The sequence below is a fragment of the Capnocytophaga granulosa ATCC 51502 genome (assembly GCF_000411115.1).
Taxonomy (GTDB): domain Bacteria; phylum Bacteroidota; class Bacteroidia; order Flavobacteriales; family Flavobacteriaceae; genus Capnocytophaga; species Capnocytophaga granulosa.
The window spans coordinates 850494-873261 of sequence record NZ_KE150242.1 but is presented as its reverse complement, the minus strand read 5'-3'; the positions used below and the strand labels follow the sequence as shown (position 1 = coordinate 873261).

Below are 22768 nucleotides of genomic sequence, written 5' to 3'. Positions count from 1 at the left end.
CTAACAATGCAGAATCCTGATGAAAATACTTTCTATAAGAAGGAGGTCTATAAGAAACTATGTGAATATTTGGATATTCCTACTAAAAAAGAAGAAAAATATTATCATTTTATAGAGTTACTTAATCATATAGTTACTTTTCTTAATAATGATATATCACTTTCTATTGAGAAAACATTTATTCCTAAAGGTTTTGATTTTCCTTTACTATTAGCACAGGATATTGTATATCAAAATATAAGCAAGGGAGATGAAGCGACAAAACTTTATTGGCTCTATAGTCCAGGTGAACAAGCTTCTAAATGGCAGGAATTTTATAACGAGGGAATTATGGCTATTGGCTGGGACGAATTGGGTGATTTAGAAAATTATACAGATAGAAAATCTATTCTTGACGCTCTAATAGATAATTATAGAGGAGGAGAAGACCAACGTAATAATGTATCTGCTATTGATGATTTCTGTAATAAAATGAATGAAGGAGATATTGTTATTGTAAAGAAAGGAACTAAAACCTTATTAGGCTATGGCAGAGTAACTTCCGATTACTATTTTGATGAAGAAAGAGAAGAATTTTTACATTGTCGTCAGGTCAAGTGGCTTAAAAAAGGAGAATGGAATCTTGATTTTACCTTACCTCGAAAAACACTCACTGATATAACTACTTATAATTCTGATATTAAAGGAATCAAATATGCTCAATATTTACTAAATATTATGAATGAAAATACACAAACACAAGAGAACAGTCTTACTACCAAACTTCTAAAGTACAAGCACCAAATTATTCTACAGGGGCCTCCTGGGACTGGTAAAACCCGTGAGGCTAAGCGTATAGCCAGAGAACTATTAGGCTTAGGGGAAAATGATTCTTTGGAGGGTTGTGAACAGTTTAAACTCATTCAGTTTCACCCCAGTTACTCCTATGAGGATTTCGTGCGAGGCATTGTAGCTAAACCTAATGAAGAGGGTGACGGTATTGTATATACTGCTGAAAATAAAATATTAGGAGCGTTTGCAAAAGAGGCTTTTAATAACTGGAATAAAGCACAACAAAATACACAAACACTAAAAGAACAGGATATCTTTGAGGCTTTTATCGAACATATCAAAGAAGAATTAGCCCAAAGTGAAGATTACAAATATCCTTTAACTGATTCTATTTATATTTTCAATGCTGATGATAAACGATTTAAATATAAAGGTGATAATTGGGAGGTTCATAGCAGAGGCTTGAATATGAATTATGCTGAAATTAAACGTATTATTGATTCAGGTATAAGAGATAGACAAGGGGTAACCAAACTAACAAACATAGGAGGGCAAGCTAGACAACACGCTTCTTATTTTATTAGAATTGTAGAAAAATACTATGAGTTTAAAGAATTCTATAACCCCAATATAACAGATAAAATACCACTTAAGCCCTATGTCCTTATTATTGACGAGATCAATAGGGCTAACCTATCGGCAGTACTCGGTGAACTTATCTATGCCTTGGAATATCGTGGAGAGGCTGTACAAAGTATGTACGCTATTGATGATGATAATACTCTTGTTCTTCCTGCTAACCTCTATATCATTGGTACAATGAATACCGCTGACCGCTCCGTAGGTCATATAGATTATGCTATTCGTCGTAGGTTTGCTTTTGTGGATGTCTTACCTAAAGACTTAACAAATAAATTGGGCGATAATTTTGCGACAAAATCATATGAAGAAGTCTCTAAGTTGTTCGAGGGTAATACATTATCTCCTGAATTTAGGAAAGAAGAAGTACAGTTAGGACACTCCTACTTCATTACTGAGCAAACACCTATTGCTATTCGTTGGGAATATGAAATCAAACCTATTTTGCTTGAATATATAAAAGATGGTGTACTGATAAATGTGGAGGAAAAAATACAAAATATAGAAAAAATAGTCTATGAAAATAGCCTTGCTTGAACATAAGAGGTATATCATCAAAAAGGATGATGTAGAAGAGGATTTCTTTGAGGCAATTCCTTATAGAGTACCTTATGAACTCAATAAAGATAGATGGGGAAATTCTGTTTATCCTTTTGAAATTAGTCACATAAACGAGGAAGAGATTTGCTTGCAAGCAGGCTATTATATAGGAGTCTTATGGCTGGTAAAACATCAAAAATATGTGTATATAGAGCCAAAGATGAATAAAAAGAAAATGATAGAAGAGGATTCTATTGAAGAAGAATGGGCAGAGATTGACTATCTGAAAATGCTTTTAGAGATTGTGGTATCCTCTCCTAATGACATTAAAGACCTTATAAAAATCTATTGGAAAGAACCACAAATTACTATAGAACAGCAAAAAGATTTTCTAACTCCTTTCCTTGTAATACAGTTTCTCCAACTCCTAAAGCGTATTGTTCGCAAAGGACTTAAAAAGTCGTATTATAAGGAGGAAGAAAACCTTTGTAGCCGTATCAAAGGTAAAATACAGATAGGAAAACACCTAAAGCAGAATGTTTTTAAGAACAAACTAACCTCTCATATATGCCAATACCAAGCCTTTGGAGTGGATAGTATAGAGAATCGTTTCCTAAAGAAGGTATTGCAGTTTGTTATCAGCTTTAAGAATACACATTCTACTCTTTTTGCGGGAAATGAAGCTGCTATAGAAGAATTGATTACCTATTGTACCCCATATTTTGAACTTATTTCAGAAGAGTTCAATGTAGAAAATCTGAAAAATATTACTATAAATCCGTTTTTCAAGGAATATAAGGAAGCTATAGAGATAGGTAAGCACATTCTTAAGCGTTTTTCCTACAATATCACTGAAACTACCCAACAAAAAGTAGCTATTCCACCTTTTTGGATAGATATGCCCAAACTTTTTGAGCTATATGTATATGTAAAACTACAGGAACAGTTCGGTAGGGAAGCGGTTACTTATCATCTCACAGCCGATTATACCGAATTGGATTTCTTGCTCAACACCCCGACGCAAAAAATGGTGATTGATGCTAAGTATAAGCCTGTTTATGAAGACAGTAGAGTGATAGATGACATTCGACAAGTAAGTGGTTATGCTCGCTTGGAAAAAGTTTATAAAAGACTTGGCTTAGAAGGCAGTAACGAACTTATAGATTGCTTAATTATCTATCCTTCATTGGAAGAAAATAGAGTATTCAACCTAGAAAACAAAAGTAAAATCTCTGAATATAGAAATATCTATAAGCTAAGTATTTCCATACCTTTAATTAACGTAAGTTCAACATAAACAAAAAAATAACAGCCCCACCTTATTAGATGGGGCTATTATTATTTATTTTACGGAGGCTCTCCGCTATTTAACTTCTTCGAAATCTACGTCTTGGACGTTGTTGTCAGGGCCTTGGTTAGGCTGAGGGCCTGGTTCGGAGTAGTTAGCTCCTGCTCCTGCACCACCGCCTTGTTGTGCTTTGTAGATATCCTCAGAAGCACTCTTCCAAGCATTATTTATTTTCTCTAAAGCAACTTCGATAGTGGCAATATCTTTGCTTTCGTAAGCTGATTTGAGTTCTTCTAAAGCACTTTCGATAGCCGCTTTCTTGTCAGAAGGGAGCTTATCACCGAACTCTTTGAGTTGTTTTTCAGTTTGGAAGATAAGTGCATCGGCTTCGTTCATTTTGGTAGCTACTTCTTGTGCTTTCTTATCGGCTTCGGCATTGGCTTCAGCATCACGCTTCATTCTTTCGATTTCTTCTTGGGTAAGTCCAGAAGAAGCCTCGATACGGATGTCGTGTGTCTTACCTGTACCCTTGTCGGTAGCTGAAACATTGATAATACCATTGGCATCAATGTCAAAGGTTACTTCAATCTGAGGTACGCCACGTGGTGCGGGTGGGATACCATCCAAGTGGAAACGTCCGATCGTCTTATTGTCCGCAGCCATAGGTCTTTCTCCCTGTAGCACATGTATTTCCACACTTGGTTGGTTATCAGCTGCGGTGGAGAATATCTGAGATTTCTTGGCTGGGATTGTAGTATTGGCCTCGATGAGCTTAGTCATTACTCCCCCCATGGTTTCAATACCAAGAGAAAGCGGTGTAACGTCAAGGAGCAATACGTCTTTTACATCTCCAGTGAGTACCCCTCCTTGGATAGCAGCCCCGATGGCTACTACTTCGTCAGGATTTACACTCTTATTTGGTTTTTTACCGAAGAAGTTCTCAACGGCTTCTTGTACGGCAGGGATACGTGTAGAACCCCCTACGAGGATTACCTCATTGATATCACTTACGCTAAGACCTGCATTCTCAAGAGCTTTCTTACAAGGCTCAATAGTACGTTGTACTAAGTCCTCGATAAGCTGTTCGAATTTGGCACGGGTAAGAGTACGTACTAAGTGCTTAGGTCCGGTGGCAGTAGCGGTGATATAAGGCAAGTTGATTTCAGTCTGCATAGAAGAGGAAAGCTCAATCTTAGCCTTTTCAGCAGCTTCTTTAAGACGTTGTAGCGCCATAGGATCTTTGCGCAAGTCTAAACCTTCTTCTTTTTCAAATTCTTCAGCGAGCCAGTTGATGATTTTTTCATCTACATCGTCCCCTCCAAGGTGGGTATCCCCGTCGGTAGAAAGTACTTCAAACACACCATCACCAAGTTCGAGGATAGAGACATCGTGGGTACCCCCCCCGAAGTCAAACACGACAATCTTATGGTCATTGTGTTGCTTATCAAGCCCGTAAGCAAGGGCAGCAGCAGTAGGTTCGTTGATGATACGCTCTACCTTAAGGCCTGCGATTTCTCCCGCTTCTTTGGTAGCTTGACGTTGCGCATCGTTAAAGTAAGCAGGTACTGTAATTACCGCACGGCTTACTGTTTGTCCTAAGAAGTCTTCAGCGGTTTTTTTCATTTTCTGAAGGATCATCGCAGAGATCTCTTGAGGAGAGTATAGGCGGCCGTCAATATCCACACGAGGAGTGTCGTTGTCTCCCTGTACCACGGCATAAGGTACACGTGCTATTTCTTGACCTAAGTCAGAATATTTGTTCCCCATGAAACGTTTAATAGAATAAATCGTTTTCTTAGGGTTGGTAACGGCTTGACGCTTAGCGGCGTCCCCTACCTTTATTTCGCCACCTTCTACGAAGGCAACCACGGAGGGGGTAGTTCTTTTGCCCTCCGCATTGGTAATCACCACAGGGTCATTACCTTCCATTACAGAAACACACGAGTTCGTGGTTCCTAAATCTATTCCAATAATCTTACTCATAATCGTATTTATCTTTATTATCTTATTTTGTTATTTACGCTTTACTAATAGGCAAGGATTGTGCCAAAAGCAAAAACATGACAAAATGACAGATGTTATTTCCAATCAATAGCCTGCTTACCTACAGAGGTGAGATAGGCATTGGTCTTACTAAAGTGTTTATTTCCAAACCAATAACCGCGATTAGCACTCAGTGGAGAAGGGTGTCCAGAGGAAAGTACACAATGCTTTTGAGTATCGATCAAGGCTATTTTCTTTTTGGCAAAACTGCCCCAAAGAAGGAAAACGATATGCTGACAATTGTCAGATATACACTTGATGACTGCATCGGTGAAAGTTTCCCAGCCCTGTCCCTGATGACTACCTGCCGTATTGGCACGGACAGTAAGGGTAGCGTTCAACAGTAGTACGCCTTGCTCCGCCCAGCGAGAGAGGTTGCCGCTTTCAGGGTAGGGCAACTTCAAGTCCTCTTCTATTTCCTTGAATATATTCACCAAAGAAGGCGGGTGAGCAATACCATCTCTTACGGAAAAAGAAAGCCCATTGGCCTGACCTTCTCCATGGTAAGGGTCTTGGCCTAAGAGTACCACCTTGAGGTCTTCTACAGGACACTTGTCAAAGGCTGCAAAAATCTCTTTTCCTTTGGGATAGCATGTATGTTCACTATATTCCTTTTTGACAAAAGCTGTCAATGCCTGAAAATAAGGTTTTTCGAACTCACTGCTCAGCAGTGCGTTCCAAGAGGGGCTGATGCGTACATTCATAAGCAGTTTATTCTTGAGCGGCTAGATAGCGTTCGGCATCGAGGGCAGCCATGGCACCACTTCCAGCGGCAATAATAGCCTGTCGGTAGTACTTATCGGCTGCATCGCCAGCTACGAATACTCCTTCTACATTGGTACGGCTACTTCCTGGTATATTTTGGATATAACCATCTTTGTCCATAGACAGATAAGGAGCGAAGATATCCGCATTAGGCTTATGGCCAATGGCTACAAAGAAACCAGTGATAGGAATTTCGGAAAGTTCTCCAGTTTTGTTATTACGTACTCTGACAGCAGAAACTAATTGCCCGTCTCCGAGGATTTCGTCCGTTTCCGAATTGAACAAAATAGTAATATTCTCTGCTTTTTTGACACGCTCTTCCATAATCTTGGAGGCACGGAAGGCATCGCGACGAACGATCATCGTTACTTTTTTACAGATTTTGGCAAGATAAAGCGCTTCTTCACAGGCGGAGTCTCCTGCCCCTACGATAGCCACGTCTTGGTTTCTATAGAAGAAGCCATCACATACGGCACAAGCCGATACGCCTCCTCCTGTATGTAAATAATGCTGCTCGGAAGGCAGTCCTAAGTATCTGGCAGTAGCACCTGTACAGATGATCACACTATCGGCATGGATTTCCTTGTCTTCGACCCATACTTTGAGCGGTTTGGCAGAAAAATCGACTTTGGTAACCCAGCCAGTGCGAATGTCGGCTCCAAAGCGGCGGGCTTGTTGTTCGAACTGCATCATCATCTCAGTTCCTGTAATCCCTTCGGGATAGCCAGGGAAGTTCTCCACCTCATTGGTAGTGGTAAGCTGTCCGCCAGGTTGTTCTCCTTGGTAGAGTACAGGAGAGAGATTGGCTCTTGAGGCATAGATAGCAGCAGTATAACCTGCTGGGCCTGAGCCTATAATTAAGCATTTGATTTTTTCTACAGACATAATATTGGTATAAAAAATTATTTTTTATTCCTCGTCGTCCCCTATGGGCTGGATCACGAAATCCTCCATAAACTTGGTGGTATAGTTTCCAGCGATATAGTCGGGATGTTCCATAAGCTGTTTGTGGAAAGGGATGGTTGTTTTGATACCCTCTACGACGAACTCGTCCAGAGCGCGCTTCATCTTAGCGATAGCCTCTTCGCGAGTCTGAGCTGTTGCGATGAGTTTGGCAATCATAGAGTCATAGTTGGGTGGAATGGTATAGCCAGCATACACATGGGTATCAAGACGTACTCCGAATCCCCCAGGGGCATGGAAAGCAGTGATACGGCCAGGAGAAGGGCGGAAGTCATTGAAGGGGTCTTCCGCATTGATACGGCATTCTATAGCGTGTAGTTTAGGAGTATAGTTGCGCCCAGAGATAGGTACTCCAGCCGCTACGAGGATTTGTTCCTTAATCAGGTCATAGTCAATCACCTGCTCGGTGATAGGGTGTTCTACTTGGATACGAGTATTCATCTCCATAAAGTAGAAATTGCGGTGCTTATCTACAAGAAATTCTACGGTACCTGCGCCTTCATATTTGATAGATTCGGCAGCCTTGACAGCAGCTTCGCCCATTCTTTGGCGGAGTTCGTCGGTCATAAACGGAGAAGGCGTTTCTTCGGTAAGTTTTTGGTGTCTTCTTTGGATAGAGCAGTCGCGTTCGGAGAGGTGGCAAGCTTTGCCGAATTGGTCTCCTACGATTTGGATTTCGATATGTCGAGGTTCCTCAATGAGTTTTTCCATATACATACCATCATTACCGAAAGCAGCGGCGGCCTCTTGAGTAGCGCTCTCGAAGGCTTTTTCGAGGTCTTCTTCTTTCCATACAGCACGCATACCCTTTCCTCCTCCTCCAGCGGTGGCTTTGAGCATGACAGGATAGCCCATTTTCTTGGCGATTTTCTTGGCTTCGGCAACATCCTTAAGCAAGCCATCGGAGCCAGGAATGGTAGGCACCCCTGCGGCTTTCATAGTAGCTTTGGCAGTAGCCTTATCACCCATTTTGTCAATCATCTCGGCTGAAGCTCCGATGAACTTGATACCATTTTCAGCACAGATCTTGGAGAACTTAGCGTTTTCGGAAAGAAAGCCATAGCCAGGGTGGATGGCATCGGCATTGGTAATCTCGGCAGCGGCGATGATATTGGTAATTTTCAGATAAGAATCCTTACTAGGGGCAGGGCCGATACATACAGCTTCGTCGGCGAAGCGTACATGAAGGCTATCGGTATCTGCTGTAGAATATACGGCCACCGTTTTAATGCCCATTTCACGGCAGGTGCGAATCACCCGTAGGGCAATTTCTCCACGGTTGGCTATCAAGATTTTTTTAAACATGTTCTAAGAATTTTAGGTCACACTTAATACACAACCCTAACTTAAGAAGGGTCAACCAAGAAGAGTGGTTGGTCGTATTCCACAGGGGAAGCGTCGTCCACTAGTACCTTTACAATCTTACCAGAGACTTCGGATTCTATCTCGTTGAATAGTTTCATGGCCTCAATCACGCAAAGGGTTTGACCTTGTACAATATTGTCCCCTATCTCCACCAAAAGAGGTTTGTTAGGTGCTTGGCGACGGTAGAAGGTTCCGATGATAGGAGATTTTATAGTAATATATTTTCCGTTTTCTTCGTCATCGTGCTCTTTGGTAGCCACAATGTTGGCTGGATCACTTACAGGGAATACAGGTTGTGGCACCACAGGGATCTGTGGTTGAGGAATTCCTTGTGCCATATAAGGCTGTTGAACAAAGACCGTTTCAGGGCGTCCTTCTTCTCCAGAGGTTTTGATGGTGATTTTCACATCTTCCATCTCTAGCTTTACCTCGCTTGCGCCTGACTTGGCAACGAATCTGATTAGATTTTGAATATCTTTTAAATCCATAGCAAATAATTATATTTTCAATGAGTTAGACATTATCTTATTGGTATGATATTTTTTCGGGGGGCAAAAATACTAAAAATATTTCACATGTCCTCTGTTTTTTTAGCAAAAAATTAAAACTTGAGATACTTTTAATATTTTTCAATAAAGATTATAAAAAATACAAAGTATATATCTTATAATTATTTATTTAGGATCGTAAGCCCACTTGAGGTATAGGGCGCCCCAAGTAAAGCCACCACCGAAGGCTGCGAAGACAAGATTATCTCCTTTTTTGAGTTGTTTCTCGTAGTCATAGAGTGCCAGAGGTAGGGTGGCAGAAGTGGTATTGCCATAACGTTGTATATTGAGCATCACCTTCTCATGAGGGAGTCCCATACGGTCAGCTGTAGCGTCGATGATACGCTTATTGGCCTGATGAGGTACCAGCCAGTCGAGGTTATCAGCCGATAGGTTATTGCGCTCAAGAATCGCATCGGTGGCATCGGCCATGCGAGAGACAGCGTATTTGAAAACTGTTTTTCCGTCCTGATACAAGTTGTTTTTACCTTCCTTGAGGGTTTCAGGGGTTGTAGGAAGGATAGAGCCACCAGCCTCTATCTTGAGGTATTCGCGGCCAGATCCGTCACTGCGCAGGTATTCATCTTGTATACCTAAGCCCTCATAGTTGGGTTCCAAAAGGACGGCACCCGCCCCATCACCAAAGATGATACAAGTAGCGCGATCGGTGTAATCCACGATAGAGGACATTTTGTCAGCACCAATCAAGAGTACTTTTTTGTATCTGCCCGATTCTATATAGCGAGCTGCCACAGACATACCATAGAGGAAGCTAGAGCAGGCCGCTTGTAGGTCAATAGCAAAGGCATTGACCGCTCCAATCTGGGTAGCCAAGTAAGCGCCAGAGATTGCCACAGGCATATCGGGAGTTACGCTGGCAAAAAGCACTAAGTCAATATCGGCTGGGTTAGTGCCTGTCTTACGGAACAAATCTTCAACCGCTTTTATGCCCAAGAAAGAAGCTCCCTTGCCTTCTTCTTTTAAAAGCCTTCTTTCCTTGATACCTGTACGGGTGGTAATCCACTCATCGGTGGTATCTACCATTTTTTCTAACAAACTGTTGGATAGAACAAAATCGGGTACATATCCGCCCACGCCTGTTATAGCAGCTGTAATTTTTGTCATAGAAATCAAAGTTTAACTGCTCTTAAAAGAGCATATGAAATAGAGGCGCAAGTTACGAAAAAAATACGAATTATGGTACAATAAAGTTATTTTTTTCTTACTTATGGCCTAAAAATTAAGGTTTAAAGTACTGGTATAGATATACGTTTTGGAAATTACCATCAAAGAAGCACCAGTCTTTGAGGGTGGCAGTACATAGGAATCCTTGTCGCAGAAATAGTTTTTGACTATAGAGATTTCCCTGATGTACATAGGCGGTAAGCTGGTGTAAGTCTAAGAAAGTAAAGGCATAGGAACATAGTTCTCCCAAGGCCTTGGTAGCAATTCCTTTTTGCCTGAAAGGAGCAGCAACGACTATAGCTACAGAAGCACGTTTGTTCCTTGGTTGATAATCGTATAAGTCGGCACAGCCAACTGCCTTTTCCTGGTAGGTAATAACAAAGCGTTGTTGCTTGGCCTGATAGATATCTTGGTGTGCATTGGCTATATAAGATAGTAATAGTTGCCGAGAGAAGGGGGCTTGGGTCTCACTTACTTCCCAGAGCGTTCGGTCGTTCTCTAGGTTATATAAAAAATCTATATCTTCAGGTTCGAGTGCTCTTAGTTGTACCATAAGTTATATGCTTATAGTTCCTTCAAAAACGAAATCAGCACCGCCAATAAGCCAAACATTGGTATATTCTTTTATTTTCAGTCCAAGAAATTCCTTTTTTACCTCAAAAGTTACCTCTAGTGTACCGCCTTTGGTCTCCAAGATGATGTATTCGGCTTTAGTTTTTCCTGTTTTGTGCATAGCAATAGCCGTAGCAGTAGCACCTGTACCACAAGAATAGGTCTCGTCCTCCACACCTCGCTCATAGGTACGCACCTTAAAACGATTGTCGGATATAGGTTCTACGAAATTGACATTGACTCCCTCAATATTGAAGGGTACTCCATAGCGTATTTCAGCTCCTTTTTTCTTAACGTCCAAGCTGTCCAAGTTTTTAACTACCTCCACATAATGAGGCGACCCTGTATCAAGGGTTACTCCTTTCTTCACCTTTTGGATATCACTGATATCCTGCATCTGCAGGTGGATAAGGTTGTTCTTGAAGATGGCCTTATGCAGTCCGTCGGGGGCGGAGAAGGTCGTTTCCTCAGCAGAGATAACACCTAGCTTGCGAGCAAAGGCTACGATACAGCGTCCGCCATTGCCACACATGGAGCTTGGATTGCCGTCAGAATTGTAATAGACCATGCAAAAATCATTCTCTGGGTCATTCTCTAGCAGGATTAAACCATCGGCACCAATACCAAAACGACGCTCACACAACTGTGCCACTAGCTTGGTATCGCCCTTTGGAAAGGTAGCAGTACGGTTATCAACCATGATAAAATCGTTGCCCGCTCCTTGGTATTTGTAAAAATGTATAACTCTCATTGTCTGTGTTTTTAAGGGCAAAATTAGGAAAAATAACAGAATAAACAAAGAAACAGAAAAATATTTTTAAGAAAGCATTTTTTATTTTGTCTTTTACTGAAAAGATTGTAATTTTGCCTCCCGAAAATAGTGAAAAGTGATTAGTGAAAAGTGATTAGTGAAAAGTGATTAGTGGTTAGTGATTAGTTTTTAAGGATTATTACTTTTTACTTTTTACCTTATTACTTTTTACCTTTTACTTTAAATTTAGATAGTTGTGTGGCGAGAGAGAACAAAATTAGTCGTTAAAGACGAGGGTTTACAGAAATTGGAGCACTCTCATGTCCTTGTAGTAGGACTGGGGGGTGTAGGGGCTTTTGTTGCCGAATTTTTAGCCCGTGCAGGGGTGGGATACCTTACCATAGTAGATGGCGATGTGGTGGATATCACTAACAAAAACAGACAACTTATAGCCCTTGATTCTACTATAGGGCAGCCTAAAGCAGAGCTTGTAGCTCAGCGGCTTAGGGACATTAACCCCCATATAGTGCTGGAGGTCATCAATGACTTTCTTACCCCTGAGACGGCTTACGACTTGGTGGATAGTCGGTTTGACTATGTGGCTGATTGTATAGATAGTATATCCCCTAAGATAAGTCTGCTTAGAGCTTGTCATGATAGTCGAGTGAAGGTCATCAGCAGTATGGGAGCAGGAGGTGTACTAGACCCCTCCAAGGTAAAGGTAGCCGACATTTCCCAAACCCGTGATTGTCCGCTAGCACGTACTATCCGCAAAAGACTCAAGAAAGAAGGTATCCAGCCTAAGTTCAAAGCCGTGTTCTCCCTAGAACTCCCAGATAAGGATATGATGGCGCTCACTGATGGGGCAAACTTCAAGCGTTCCTATTATGGCACCATGAGCTATATGCCTGCCCTCTTCGGTATCCATGTAGCAGGGGTGATTGTACGCAAACTCATAGAGTAGCTTAGAACCAAAAACCAATATTGAAGAGCCAAAGGAACTTATTCGTCTCAGGAGAATAGGTAGCCTTTAGCTCAATGGGGCCTAAGATCGTATCGGAGCTTAGCCCCAAGGCATAGCCTGTATATTTGGGCTTGGCAAACCAACTGCGCTCTGCAAACATATTGTCGTTGGCATTGGCAATATTGGCAATGGCCTTGATATAATTCTTCTTATAAAAACGATAGTTGAAAGAAAGTTCTCCCTTGAGGAAGTCATAATTCCCGAAGCTCAAGTAATCATACCCATAGAAAGGGAGAATATTTCCGAAAAAGTTATCCCCTTGTCCCCCGAATACATACTGCAAGAAAGGCGCATTGGGTAGTCCCAAGTGGAAGCCTGCCGAACACATGGCTTTTCCAGAAAGCCGATCGGTGATTCGCCAAGCGCCTCCTATATCGGCCTTGACCAAAATAATAGGATTGATTGTCTCTCCGTAGCCTGTGGAATGTAGGTACCAATGGCCACGTGCATCAAAGTACAATCCTTCGGTAGGGAAAAGAGCATTGTCCAAAGAATCATAGCGCAGATAGCTGAAAAGAGAATAGTAATTCACTTGTTCATTGAAGTTGTCAGGCTGTATTTTCGCTTTATACAACTCATGCTCTACCCCTGCTCCCACTAAGAACTTACGACGGAAGAAAATAGACTGCAAGTATAGTTGGTTCTTCAGACGAGAGAGCGTCAAGTTGGTATCCCCTGTGGTAAGCGAAAACCCATTGAAAGAGATATCACGGCGGAAATGGTCGTACCTACTCTGAAAACCATAACTGGTATAGAATCCCTTATCTACATAATAATCAAACTTATAGCGGAGGTTGTCACCAGCGATAAAGTCAAAGGAAATAAAATCGTCCTTCTGTAGGAAGCTCGAACGGCTTAGGTTCAGTAGTATGCTCGTCTGGTAAAGGTTGTCGTAGTGCAGGGACATCTTCACCCAAGTCTGTGCAGGGGCTTCCTCCAAGATAAACCGCAATTCTTCCCCCTCATCGGTGGAGCAGATATGGTAGTTGATGCCCCTAAAATTCTGGGTAGCCATGATGTTCTGCACCCCATCTTTGAGGTCTTTGAAGGAAATTTTTTCATTCCACTGAAAGCCCAATTTTCCCCTAAGATACGCATCGGAATAGTGTTTGTTACCTGAAAAGGTAATGTTGCTAATTCGTAGAGAATCAGGTATTTTGGTGTTTATAATGTCAGGGTCTTTCTTTTTGAGATGTCGCTTGAGCCAATATAGGTGAGGGAGTACCTTTTTGGTAGCTACCCGCCCAGAGTCAATAATTGCCTGTCCGTCTTGAAAGGAAATGACATTATAACCACTCATATCGGGGTGGATATATATGTCCGTTTTCTCTCTTTTCTCCTTCATGTCATTGGCAATCTTGTAGCCAGTAATCTGGAGCAATACGCTATTGGCCGAGCGCAAGTCCTTACGCTTTTTCAAGGGAGATTGTACATCCACTCCTATAATCACATCCATACCCTTGGCTCTGACCTCATCTACAGGGTAGTTGTTCATCACCCCTCCGTCGGTAAGGTAGCGACCCTCTACATCTACAGGAGCAAAAAGGGTAGGGAAGGAGCCACTGGCCATGATAGCTTGAGCCAGATCACCGTGTTCTAGGACTACTTCTTCGCCTGTTTCCACATCGGTAGCCATACAGAGGAAGGGGATCGGTAGCTTAGAGAAATCGTCAATCTTTCGTACCCTATAGGTGAGTTGGCTTAGGAAGTTATAGAGGTTTACTCCTTGAGTAAGTCCAGCGGGAAGTGCAAATTTCCCATCGCGTAGCGCCAAGGATACCATATAGCGGTCTCGGTTCTCCTTCTCATAGAAAGTCTGTGCGGAGCGAGGTACATTGTCCTGAATAATCTCCTCTAGGTCGGTAGCATGGAAGATAGAGTCCAACTGCTGGGCACTATAGCCTGCTGCATACAAGCCCCCTACAATGGCTCCCATACTAGTACCTCCTATATAGTCAATCTCCACTCCCGCTTTCTCAATAGCCTCTAGGGCAGCAATATGAGCCAAGCCCTTAGCCCCCCCTCCGCTGAGAACTAGGCCTACCTTAAGGTCTTTCTTACCTTTGAGGTCGGCTAAAGAGCGGATTTTCTCTTGGCTAAAGGCGCTGATTGTATAGAGAAACAAGAGAAGGAAGAAGAGTCGTTTCATAGCAGAAACATAGGTTATTGTTTTAGCTTAGGGTTATTCTGGTGTCGGTCGTGGTCACGCTTGGTTTTGGCGTCCATCTTCTTATCAAAGGCCTGTTGTAGGTCTATACCTGTTTGGTTAGCCAAGCAGAGAACCACAAAGACCACATCGGCCAGTTCTTCACCGAGGTCTTTGGCCTTATCGCTTTCCTTCTCCGACTGTTCACCATAGCGGCGTGCGATGATACGAGCTACTTCGCCTACCTCTTCGGTAAGTTGAGCCATATTGGTCAGCTCATTGAAGTAGCGGACACCATGTTCTTTAATCCAATTATCTACTGCGATTTGAGCGTTTTTTATGTTCATAGGGTTAAGGTTTTTGTTCACTTACATAGAGGGTCTGGTCAAGGACATCAAAGGACAGTGTTTTGTCGTCATTGAGGGTCATTTTGATCAGCAATTCCCCCCAGTCCAAGCCATCGGAGAAATCACAGATCACCCAGCGGTGGTTGAGCAATTTGATCTTATTGATCTGGAACTTAGCATTGCGGCGTGGCCGATAGGAGATCAAGGGGTGGTTTTCGTCCTTGGTTATATTGGTAGCCATAAGCTGTTGGCGTACGAACTCTTCGGGGTCTTCTATGCCATTTTCATGGAAGAAATATCGGCCATCTTCGTTAAAGCGAATATCAAAATACCGTTCTTCGGCCAGCTCATCAGTGAGTTTTTGAATAGAATCTTGTAAGCGTTCTACCGATAGGGTAGGAGTTGTCTGCATAGAAGGTTGCTTCTCCCCTTTGTTCTTACAAGCGACCAAGAGTGCTCCTGAGACAAGGAGGAATACCGGCCATTTGAGTTGTTTCATGTAATATGGTTTAGGTTATTTTACTTCAGTTCCGTTGGCAATACCTTCAGCATCGGGGTTTAGGAATACATACTTACCCTCCTTGTTTTCTACCATAAGGATCATACCATGACTCTCCACGCCACGGAGTTTGCGAGGAGCAAGGTTGGCCAGTACGGTAACCTTTTTCCCGATAATCTCCTTAGGGTCAAAGCTCTGTGCTATTCCCGATACGATGGTACGCTGGTCGAGGCCTGTATCAACCTTCAAAATCAAGAGCTTGTCTGCCTTAGGCATTTTCTCAGCTTCCAAAATCGTGCCAATACGTATGTCCATCTTAGCGAAATCCTCATAAGAGATAAGCTCTTTTTGAGGAGTAACCGCGGTGGCTAAGTTAGCCGCAGCTGCCTGCTGGTTTGCCTTTTTGCTGTTTTCCAACTTATCTATTTGTTTTTGGATGGCCTCGTCTTCTATTTTTTCAAAGAGTAGGACAGATTTTCCTATGGTATGTCCAGAGGGGATCAGGCTATCGGAATGTAATACATCTTCCCATACGGGTGCTTTGCTCATGGTAGCAAAATTGAGCATCTGCTTGAGTTTGGCAGAGGTAAAAGGCAAGAAAGGCTCAGAGGTTACCGCCAGAGCTGTAGCAATGTGTAAGGCTATATACATGATAGTTTCCACTCTTGTGGGGTCTTCCTTGATGAGCTTCCAAGGCTCTTCGTCGGCCAAGTACTTATTGCCTAAGCGGGCGATATTCATCAGTTCCTGTTGGGCTTCACGGAAACGATAGCGCTCCAAGGATTGTTCTATCTTTTGGGTAAGCTCCTTGATCTGAGCAAATACTTCTTGGTCTTCCTTGGTCAATTCATGAGGGGTAGGCACCACACCTTTGTAATATTTCTCGGTTAGCACCATCACACGGTTGATAAAATTCCCATAGATGGCTACCAGTTCGTTGTTATTTCTGGCTTGGAAGTCACGCCAAGTAAAATCATTATCCTTGGTCTCAGGCGCATTGGCAGTGATTACATACCTTAAGGTATCCTGCTGAGCGGGGAAATCCTCTAAATACTCATTGAGCCACACTGCCCAGTTCTTGGAAGTGGAGAGCTTGTTGCCTTCAAGATTAAGAAACTCATTGGCAGGAACATTTTCAGGCAGGATATAAGAGCCTTCGGCCTTGAGCATGGCAGGGAAGATCACACAGTGGAAGACAATATTGTCCTTACCGATAAAGTGAATAAGTTTCGTCTTCTCATCCTTCCAATAAGGTTCCCAGTCCTTGCCCACGCGGGCAGCCCATTCTTTGGTAGAGGAGATATAGCCGATAGGAGCATCAAACCACACATAAAGCACCTTGCCCTCGGCGCCTTCTACAGGTACGGGGATTCCCCAGTCAAGGTCACGTGTTACCGCACGAGGGCGTAGGCCGTCGTCAAGCCAACTCTTTACCTGACCATATACGTTGGGCTTCCAGTCGTTTTTATGCCCCTCAATGATCCATTTTTCAAGGAACTCGCTGTAATTCTGTAGGGGTAGGAACCAGTGCTTGGTCTCCCTTAGTACAGGTTTGCTCCCTGTAAGGGTGGATTTGGGGTTGATAAGGTCGGTGGCATTGAGCGAGGTGCCACAGCGCTCACACTGGTCGCCATAGGCTTCTTCGTTGCCACACTTAGGACAAGTACCAATCACAAAGCGGTCGGCGAGGAACTGCCCAGCCTGTTCATCATAGAGCTGCTGGGAGGTCTCTTCTATAAAATCTCCTTTGTCATAGAGGGTGCGGAAGAACTCCGAGGCTGTTTGGTAATGTATAGGCAGGGAGGTGCGAGAATAATTATCAAAGGAAATACCAAAATCGTGGAGAGAATCCTTGATAATCTTATGATATTTGTCAATAATTTGCTTAGGAGTGGTACCCTCTTTCTTTGCTTTGATAGAGATAGCCACTCCATGTTCGTCGCTTCCGCAGATAAAAGCCACATCGTTGTTTTTCAATCGCTGATAGCGTGCGAATATGTCAGCAGGGACATATACTCCTGCCAGATGGCCAATATGAATAGGGCCATTGGTATAAGGCAAAGCTGCCGTAATGGTATAACGTTCGGACATTTAGATAGTTTTTAGTTATCAGTGGTCAGTTGTCAGAGGTCAGTTATCAGAGGTAACTCTTCACTTTTCTCTCTTCACTTTTCACTTATTTTAAGGACTGCAAAATTACAATATTTTAAACACAAAGTCAAGTTTTTTCCTTATACTTTAGCATGTATCAGTCTGGTGAGCTTGATAGAGAGGTCGGTGAGGATCAGCTTGGAGTTACCATTGCGTTCTATATGATAGATAGCCTCCTCTATATTCCGCTGGATCTCCGCTATATTGTTATGATGTACAAAGGGGGCGAAGTTCTCTATCTTGAAATTGGACTGAAACTCCATATATACCAAGCTATCAGCGCCATAGTTGGCCAAGAGTGCCTGACGGAACACCTCCAAACAGTATTCGAGGAAGAGCTTTTGCGTCTCCCTGCCCTCCTTGGCGATTTTCTCACACCAAGCCAATAGGTTGGGCAATACCCCCTTGTTGCCGCGAGCACTATAGGCCATACGTACCCATTCGACAAACCATTCTTCAAAGATACGATCGTTGTCCTTTCCTATAAAGGAGAGTGCTTTGCGGTAGTTGCCTTGTGAGCGCAAGGCGATCTTCTGTGCTTGGGGCTGGCTAAGACCTTGCTTGACCAAGGCCTCAGTGATAACCTCTTGGGAGAGCCTATGAAAACGCGTGATTTGGCAGCGGGAGAGAATAGTATCGAGCAAGGCATTTTCGTTCTCTACCACAAGGATAAAGATAGTTTCGGCAGGTGGTTCCTCCAAGAGCTTCAGCAGCTTATTGGCACAATCGGTATTCATCAGCTCCGCCATCCAGATAATCATTACCTTATACCCGCCCTCGAAGGATTTCAGGGAGAGCTTGCTGGTGATCTCCTTGGCATCATCTACCCCGATTTTCCCCTGCTTGTTGGCAATATCAATGGCCTGATACCAGTCAAAGAGGCTTCCGTAAGGCGTTTCCAAGACAAATTGGCGCCATTGCTCCAAGAAAGCCGAGCTGGTGGGGTGGTCTTTCACCTGAGTGGTAATAGCTGTAGGATAAGCAAAATGCAGGTCAGGGTGATTCAGGTGTGCACACTTAATGGCTGTATGCGCATCACCCGTCTTGCATAGTAGTTCTGTGGCGTAAGCAATGGCCATAGGCAGCGTACCCACTCCCTCCTCTCCGACAAAGAGTTGGGCATGAGCTATGCGGTTGGTATCAATAGTTTCTTTTAGATATTTCTTTGTATGTGAGTTACTTAGAACGCTTTCAAAATCCATAATATAGCAAATAGCCTCGGCCAAGATGACCAAGAAAAAACAGTACAAAAGTACATAATTTTTTAGATAAGCAGGAAACCCTTCCGAAAAAAATAAGAGAGGGTATTATAACTCACAAATAATAGTTAAATAAACGTAGTAATTGCTCTAAAAATAGTAATTTTACCCCTATTTAAATCAAAACATTTACAGTAATGGAAAATACATATGCAGGCATACCTGCCGAAAATGCAACGTATGAAAACTCAAAAGTAGTACTGGTAACCGTTCCTTACGATGGCACCTCCACTTGGGGCAAGGGCGCTGATAAGGGGCCTGAATTGTTCTTGGACGCCTCCGAGAATATGGAGCTTTACGATATAGAAACAGATTCCGAACCCTACCTACATGGGGTCTATAGAGCGGGAGAAGTATCAGAGAACAGCACCCCAGAGAAGATGGTAGAGGCGGTTTATCAAAAAACTAAAGAACTGGTCAAAGACAGAGAAAAACTCTTTACCCTGATAGGCGGGGAACATTCCGTTTCTATCGGTTCTATAAGAGCCGTAGGGGAGGAGTATAAGCAACTAACGGTATTGCAATTGGACGCTCATACCGACTTGCGTCCCGAATACCATGGCTCCAAGAATAACCATGCTTGTGCTGTATTCGAGGCCAACCAAAAGCACAAACTCGTACAGGTGGGTATCCGTTCTATGGATGCTGAAGAAAAGCAATACCTACCTCACAATAGGGTGTTCTTCGCTCATGAGATAGCCAAGAATGAGAATTGGATCAATGAAGTGTTGGAAAAGGTAACAGGCAATGTATATATCACTATAGATTTAGATGCTTTTGACCCTTCTATAGCCCCCTCTACAGGAACTCCCGAACCAGGAGGCTTGCAGTGGTACCCAACGCTAAAGTTGCTTAGAAAAGTATTTAAGAAGTGCCATGTGGTTGCCTTTGACATCGTAGAACTTATGGACAGCCCAGCGGCTAAACCAACGGCTTTCTTAGCTGCCAAACTATATTATAAGATGCTGGCTTACTACCACAAGTATAACAAAAACAGCAAGCAGACCAAGAAAAAGAAAAAATGATAAATAGTTTTGAGTTTTGAGTTCGAGTTATACAACAACTCAAAATTCAAAACTCAAAATTCAAACTTAAATGGTTATGTTTTTAGAGCAAGTCATTGAAGATTATTTAGAAAACTATGCCGATGTACCTACGGAAAACCTTATATTGGTAACTCCCCATAGGCGGTCGGCACTTTTTTTGCGAGAAATCTTTGCCAAGAAGTACCGTAAAGCAGGTATCTCGCCTGAATTTATTACCTTAGACAACTTACTGGAGCGTATCTCTGGGATAAAAAAGATGTCCGAGGTGCAAGGCCTATTTGAACTCTACAAAGTATATAAAGAGCATACTACCACTGAGGTAGATGACTTTGAAAAGTTTGTCGGCTGGGGGAAAATGCTTTGGAAAGATTTTGACGATATAGACCAATACCTCATCGCTTATAATGATATATTCCCCTATGTGGAAGCGATAAAGGAAGTAGAACACTGGTCATTAGGCGAAAAACTTACCGAGATGCAAGAAAAGCACTTGGCTTTTTGGCGTACTCTGGGTACTTATTACAACGCACTCCATAAGGAGATGTATAAGCAGCGACAGGGCTACCAAGGCTTTATCGCACGGGTAGCCTATGAGCAGATGGACGCATACAAGAGGGCAAACGAAGAGAAACTACACCTTTTTGTAGGGTTCAATGCCCTAAGTGTAGCGCAAGAGAAGGTAATACAGTATATCTTGGAGGAGATGCAAGGGGATATCTATTGGGATATAGAAAAACACTTCCTCAATAGCCAACACAGTGCGGGATACTTTATAGAAAACTACTTAGACAAATGGCGCTACTACAGAAGAGGAACAACCAAGAAATGGATTGTAGAAGACCAGCTCAATACAAAGATACAAGTGTATGGGACACCTAAGCAAGTGAACCAAATACACCTGCTTACTTCCCTCTTAGAGGAAATTCCTACCAATGAACTCGAACAAACAGCCATCGTCCTTAGTGATAGTGATATGTTACTACCCTTATTACAGGCTATAGATACCAACAAACTCTCTATCAATATCACCATGGGCTATCCCTTACAACAAACGCCTGTACATGATCTTATTTCAGCTTACTTTAAGCTCTATATTTCAGGGAGATGGTATCACAAAGAAGTAAAATCACTCTTAGAGCAACCTTTCTTGAGTAGTTTGCTTTCAGAAAACTATAAAAAAGATACTATAACCTATATCAACGAACATAACTTGTCCTATGTATATAAAAAAACATTGGACAAATATAAAAAAGAAAAAGATGCTACTATTATAGATTTGCTTTTTGATGACCAGAAGAATATTTCAGTAAGCAAATTGATTAAAAACATCATAGAGTTGCTTTTAGTGATTAAAGAATCTTTGGAAAAAGAGGATAAAGAAAACCTTCTGAACTTAGAATACTTGTACAATTTCTATGAACTCTTCAATCAGATCTATTACTTACAAGAAAAACATCATTTCGTAGATAGTGTGAAGTCTTTGTACTATATCTATAATGATTTGTTGGTCAAACAAAAGCTTAATTTCAGAGGAGAGCCACTGAAAGGATTGCAAATAATGGGTATACTGGAAGCGCAGAACATACACTTTAAGAATGTACTACTCACCTCTATGAACGAGGGTATTTTCCCTAAAGGAAATACGGTTAATTCACTAATTCCTTTTGATGTCAGAGCTAATTTGGGATTGCCTACTTACAAAGAGTCTGATTATATGTATGCTTATTACTTTTATAGAATACTCCAGCACTCGGAAAAGGCAATACTTTTTTACAATACAGAAACCGATGGACTTAAAGGAAGTGAGAAGAGCCGATTTATACTACAATTGCTCTCTGACTACAAGATAAAGCCCGAAGTAAGATTCCCTGAGGTGAAGATAATAGAACAACAACCTGTTGAGATAGCTAAAGACAAACAGATTATAGACAAATTGGTCGCGATAGCCACAGGAGGTGATCCCAAACACCGAAAGGGATTCTCCTCTTCCTCACTTACTACCTATGTAAGAAACCCTATTGACTTCTACCAGCAGCAAATCTTGGATATAAGGGACGATGCTGAAGTAGAGGAAATTGTAGAAGACCGCTCACTGGGAACTATCATTCATAGAATATTGGAATTGCTTTACCAAGATTATGAAGATAAAGTCATCTCCAAACAGGATATAGACAAAATAAGAAAGGACGTAGCCGAGACAACGAAAACAGTATTCAAAGAGTACCAACAGAACGAAGAAATAGCAGGTAAAAACATCTTTGTACAACGTACCATTGAGGAATATGTGATGAAATTTTTGGATATAGACCAGAGGAATGTATCCAACAATGTGGTAAAGCTCCTATACTTAGAAGAAAAAATACAGATAGATGTCCAATATGATGATTTCCCTTTCCCTATTCGCTTCAATGGAACGATAGACCGTGTAGAACAACGAGGCGAAGATATCTATATAGTAGACTATAAGTCAGGTATTGTAGAAAAAGGACAGGTAGCCCTCAATGAGAAGAAATGGGAAAACCTGATTGTGGATTACGATTACTCCAAAGCCTTCCAATTGCTTATGTATGCCTATTTGCTCTTCAAAACGGGAATGATAGGGGAGGATAAGCGGGTATATGTAGGGAACTACTCCTTTAGAAGACTCAAATTGGGCTTTATAGGCTTTAGAAATGGTAAGGATAAGGATATAAGCCCTGTGGATACGCATGTACGAGATGCATTTGAACAAAAGCTCATACAACTCCTAAAAGAGATATATGACCCTGCGCTACCCTTTGTTGAAAAGTAGGTTAATGAAATTATGCGCTTGTATATTTTGGTATT

At 42.1% G+C, this 22768-nt stretch carries 18 protein-coding genes; 5 read left to right on the top strand and 13 right to left on the bottom strand.

All coding sequences use genetic code 11. From position 1 onward, the window contains the following. The first annotated feature begins 6 nt into the window (after positions 1–6). Both HMPREF9331_RS13190 and HMPREF9331_RS03895 read left to right on the top strand, forming a co-directional pair. The gene (locus tag HMPREF9331_RS13190) at positions 7–1947 is read left to right on the top strand and encodes an McrB family protein (protein WP_248641617.1); all 1941 of its coding nucleotides are present in this window, start codon (positions 7–9) and stop codon (positions 1945–1947) included. Continuing rightward, entirely contained in the window at positions 1928–3247 is a 1320-nt protein-coding gene (locus HMPREF9331_RS03895) for a 5-methylcytosine restriction system specificity protein McrC (protein WP_016419829.1), read from the top strand. The genes HMPREF9331_RS13190 and HMPREF9331_RS03895 overlap by 20 nt, the downstream gene beginning before the upstream one ends. A gap of 66 nt (positions 3248–3313) precedes the next feature. Here HMPREF9331_RS03895 and dnaK read toward each other — a convergent pair whose 3' ends face one another. The 8 genes from dnaK to dapF all read right to left on the bottom strand — a co-directional run bounded on the left by dnaK (position 3314) and on the right by dapF (position 11470). Then, positions 3314–5221 (bottom strand): molecular chaperone DnaK, encoded by a 1908-nt coding sequence (gene dnaK, locus HMPREF9331_RS03890; protein ID WP_009640936.1) that lies wholly within the window; start codon positions 5219–5221, stop codon positions 3314–3316. A gap of 95 nt (positions 5222–5316) precedes the next feature. Beyond that, a complete protein-coding gene (ung, locus tag HMPREF9331_RS03885) occupies positions 5317–5985 on the bottom strand; it encodes a uracil-DNA glycosylase (protein WP_016419828.1) in 669 nt (222 codons plus the stop codon). 7 nt (positions 5986–5992) lie between these two features. After that, positions 5993–6934, bottom strand: coding sequence for a thioredoxin-disulfide reductase (gene trxB / locus HMPREF9331_RS03880; protein ID WP_172539824.1), 942 nt, complete (start codon positions 6932–6934; stop codon positions 5993–5995). Positions 6935–6955: 21 nt separating this feature from the next. Next, positions 6956–8314 carry an acetyl-CoA carboxylase biotin carboxylase subunit gene (gene accC / locus HMPREF9331_RS03875; RefSeq protein WP_016419827.1) on the bottom strand — a complete coding sequence of 453 codons (1359 nt, stop codon included), beginning with the start codon at positions 8312–8314 and terminating at the stop codon, positions 6956–6958. Positions 8315–8355: 41 nt separating this feature from the next. After that, positions 8356–8862 (bottom strand): acetyl-CoA carboxylase biotin carboxyl carrier protein, encoded by a 507-nt coding sequence (gene accB, locus HMPREF9331_RS03870; RefSeq protein ID WP_016419826.1) that lies wholly within the window; start codon positions 8860–8862, stop codon positions 8356–8358. Positions 8863–9048: 186 nt separating this feature from the next. Beyond that, positions 9049–10047, bottom strand: a complete 999-nt coding sequence (locus HMPREF9331_RS03865) for a beta-ketoacyl-ACP synthase III (RefSeq protein ID WP_009640949.1) — start codon at positions 10045–10047, stop codon at positions 9049–9051. Between the two features lie 115 nt (positions 10048–10162). Continuing rightward, positions 10163–10660: a GNAT family N-acetyltransferase gene (locus tag HMPREF9331_RS03860; protein WP_016419825.1), complete on the bottom strand. Its 498-nt coding sequence runs from the start codon at positions 10658–10660 to the stop codon at positions 10163–10165. A gap of 3 nt (positions 10661–10663) precedes the next feature. Beyond that, positions 10664–11470 (bottom strand): diaminopimelate epimerase, encoded by an 807-nt coding sequence (dapF, locus tag HMPREF9331_RS03855; RefSeq protein WP_016419824.1) that lies wholly within the window; start codon positions 11468–11470, stop codon positions 10664–10666. A gap of 256 nt (positions 11471–11726) precedes the next feature. Between dapF and HMPREF9331_RS03850 the strand changes: the two genes are divergently transcribed. After that, positions 11727–12434 carry a tRNA threonylcarbamoyladenosine dehydratase gene (locus HMPREF9331_RS03850; protein WP_016419823.1) on the top strand — a complete coding sequence of 236 codons (708 nt, stop codon included), beginning with the start codon at positions 11727–11729 and terminating at the stop codon, positions 12432–12434. Position 12435: 1 nt separating this feature from the next. Here the strand turns inward: HMPREF9331_RS03850 and HMPREF9331_RS03845 are convergent, their stop codons facing one another. The 5 genes from HMPREF9331_RS03845 to HMPREF9331_RS03825 all read right to left on the bottom strand — a co-directional run bounded on the left by HMPREF9331_RS03845 (position 12436) and on the right by HMPREF9331_RS03825 (position 18887). Then, a complete protein-coding gene (locus HMPREF9331_RS03845) occupies positions 12436–14643 on the bottom strand; it encodes a patatin-like phospholipase family protein (protein WP_016419822.1) in 2208 nt (735 codons plus the stop codon). Positions 14644–14657: 14 nt separating this feature from the next. Beyond that, positions 14658–14987, bottom strand: coding sequence for a nucleotide pyrophosphohydrolase (locus HMPREF9331_RS03840; RefSeq protein ID WP_009640951.1), 330 nt, complete (start codon positions 14985–14987; stop codon positions 14658–14660). Between the two features lie 4 nt (positions 14988–14991). Then, positions 14992–15486 (bottom strand): hypothetical protein, encoded by a 495-nt coding sequence (locus HMPREF9331_RS03835; protein WP_016419821.1) that lies wholly within the window; start codon positions 15484–15486, stop codon positions 14992–14994. 15 nt (positions 15487–15501) lie between these two features. Further along, a complete protein-coding gene (gene metG, locus HMPREF9331_RS03830; protein ID WP_016419820.1) occupies positions 15502–17577 on the bottom strand; it encodes a methionine--tRNA ligase in 2076 nt (691 codons plus the stop codon). 140 nt (positions 17578–17717) lie between these two features. Further along, positions 17718–18887: a DNA polymerase III subunit gene (locus HMPREF9331_RS03825; RefSeq protein ID WP_016419819.1), complete on the bottom strand. Its 1170-nt coding sequence runs from the start codon at positions 18885–18887 to the stop codon at positions 17718–17720. Positions 18888–19033: 146 nt separating this feature from the next. Here HMPREF9331_RS03825 and speB point away from each other — a divergent pair, with 146 nt between their 5' ends. Together speB and HMPREF9331_RS03815 are read left to right on the top strand one after the other, a co-directional pair. Continuing rightward, the gene (speB, locus tag HMPREF9331_RS03820; protein ID WP_016419818.1) at positions 19034–19921 is read left to right on the top strand and encodes an agmatinase; all 888 of its coding nucleotides are present in this window, start codon (positions 19034–19036) and stop codon (positions 19919–19921) included. Positions 19922–19997: 76 nt separating this feature from the next. Then, complete coding sequence (locus HMPREF9331_RS03815; protein WP_016419817.1) at positions 19998–22733, top strand: PD-(D/E)XK nuclease family protein; 2736 nt, start codon at positions 19998–20000, stop codon at positions 22731–22733. The last annotated feature ends 35 nt before the right edge of the window (positions 22734–22768 follow it).

Bases quoted from the DNA above. Each gene is read 5' to 3' on its own strand.
- dnaK (WP_009640936.1), bottom strand. From the start codon at position 5,221: ATGAGTAAGATTATTGGAATAGATTTAGGAACCACGAACTCGTGTGTT.
- accC (WP_016419827.1), bottom strand. From the start codon at position 8,314: ATGTTTAAAAAAATCTTGATAGCCAACCGTGGAGAAATTGCCCTACGG.
- HMPREF9331_RS03895 (WP_016419829.1), top strand. From the start codon at position 1,928: ATGAAAATAGCCTTGCTTGAACATAAGAGGTATATCATCAAAAAGGAT.
- HMPREF9331_RS03840 (WP_009640951.1), bottom strand. From the start codon at position 14,987: ATGAACATAAAAAACGCTCAAATCGCAGTAGATAATTGGATTAAAGAA.
- metG (WP_016419820.1), bottom strand. From the start codon at position 17,577: ATGTCCGAACGTTATACCATTACGGCAGCTTTGCCTTATACCAATGGC.
- HMPREF9331_RS03835 (WP_016419821.1), bottom strand. From the start codon at position 15,486: ATGAAACAACTCAAATGGCCGGTATTCCTCCTTGTCTCAGGAGCACTC.
- speB (WP_016419818.1), top strand. From the start codon at position 19,034: ATGGAAAATACATATGCAGGCATACCTGCCGAAAATGCAACGTATGAA.
- accB (WP_016419826.1), bottom strand. From the start codon at position 8,862: ATGGATTTAAAAGATATTCAAAATCTAATCAGATTCGTTGCCAAGTCA.
- HMPREF9331_RS03845 (WP_016419822.1), bottom strand. From the start codon at position 14,643: ATGAAACGACTCTTCTTCCTTCTCTTGTTTCTCTATACAATCAGCGCC.
- HMPREF9331_RS03815 (WP_016419817.1), top strand. From the start codon at position 19,998: ATGTTTTTAGAGCAAGTCATTGAAGATTATTTAGAAAACTATGCCGAT.
- ung (WP_016419828.1), bottom strand. From the start codon at position 5,985: ATGAATGTACGCATCAGCCCCTCTTGGAACGCACTGCTGAGCAGTGAG.
- HMPREF9331_RS03865 (WP_009640949.1), bottom strand. From the start codon at position 10,047: ATGACAAAAATTACAGCTGCTATAACAGGCGTGGGCGGATATGTACCC.
- dapF (WP_016419824.1), bottom strand. From the start codon at position 11,470: ATGAGAGTTATACATTTTTACAAATACCAAGGAGCGGGCAACGATTTT.
- HMPREF9331_RS03860 (WP_016419825.1), bottom strand. From the start codon at position 10,660: ATGGTACAACTAAGAGCACTCGAACCTGAAGATATAGATTTTTTATAT.
- HMPREF9331_RS13190 (WP_248641617.1), top strand. From the start codon at position 7: ATGCAGAATCCTGATGAAAATACTTTCTATAAGAAGGAGGTCTATAAG.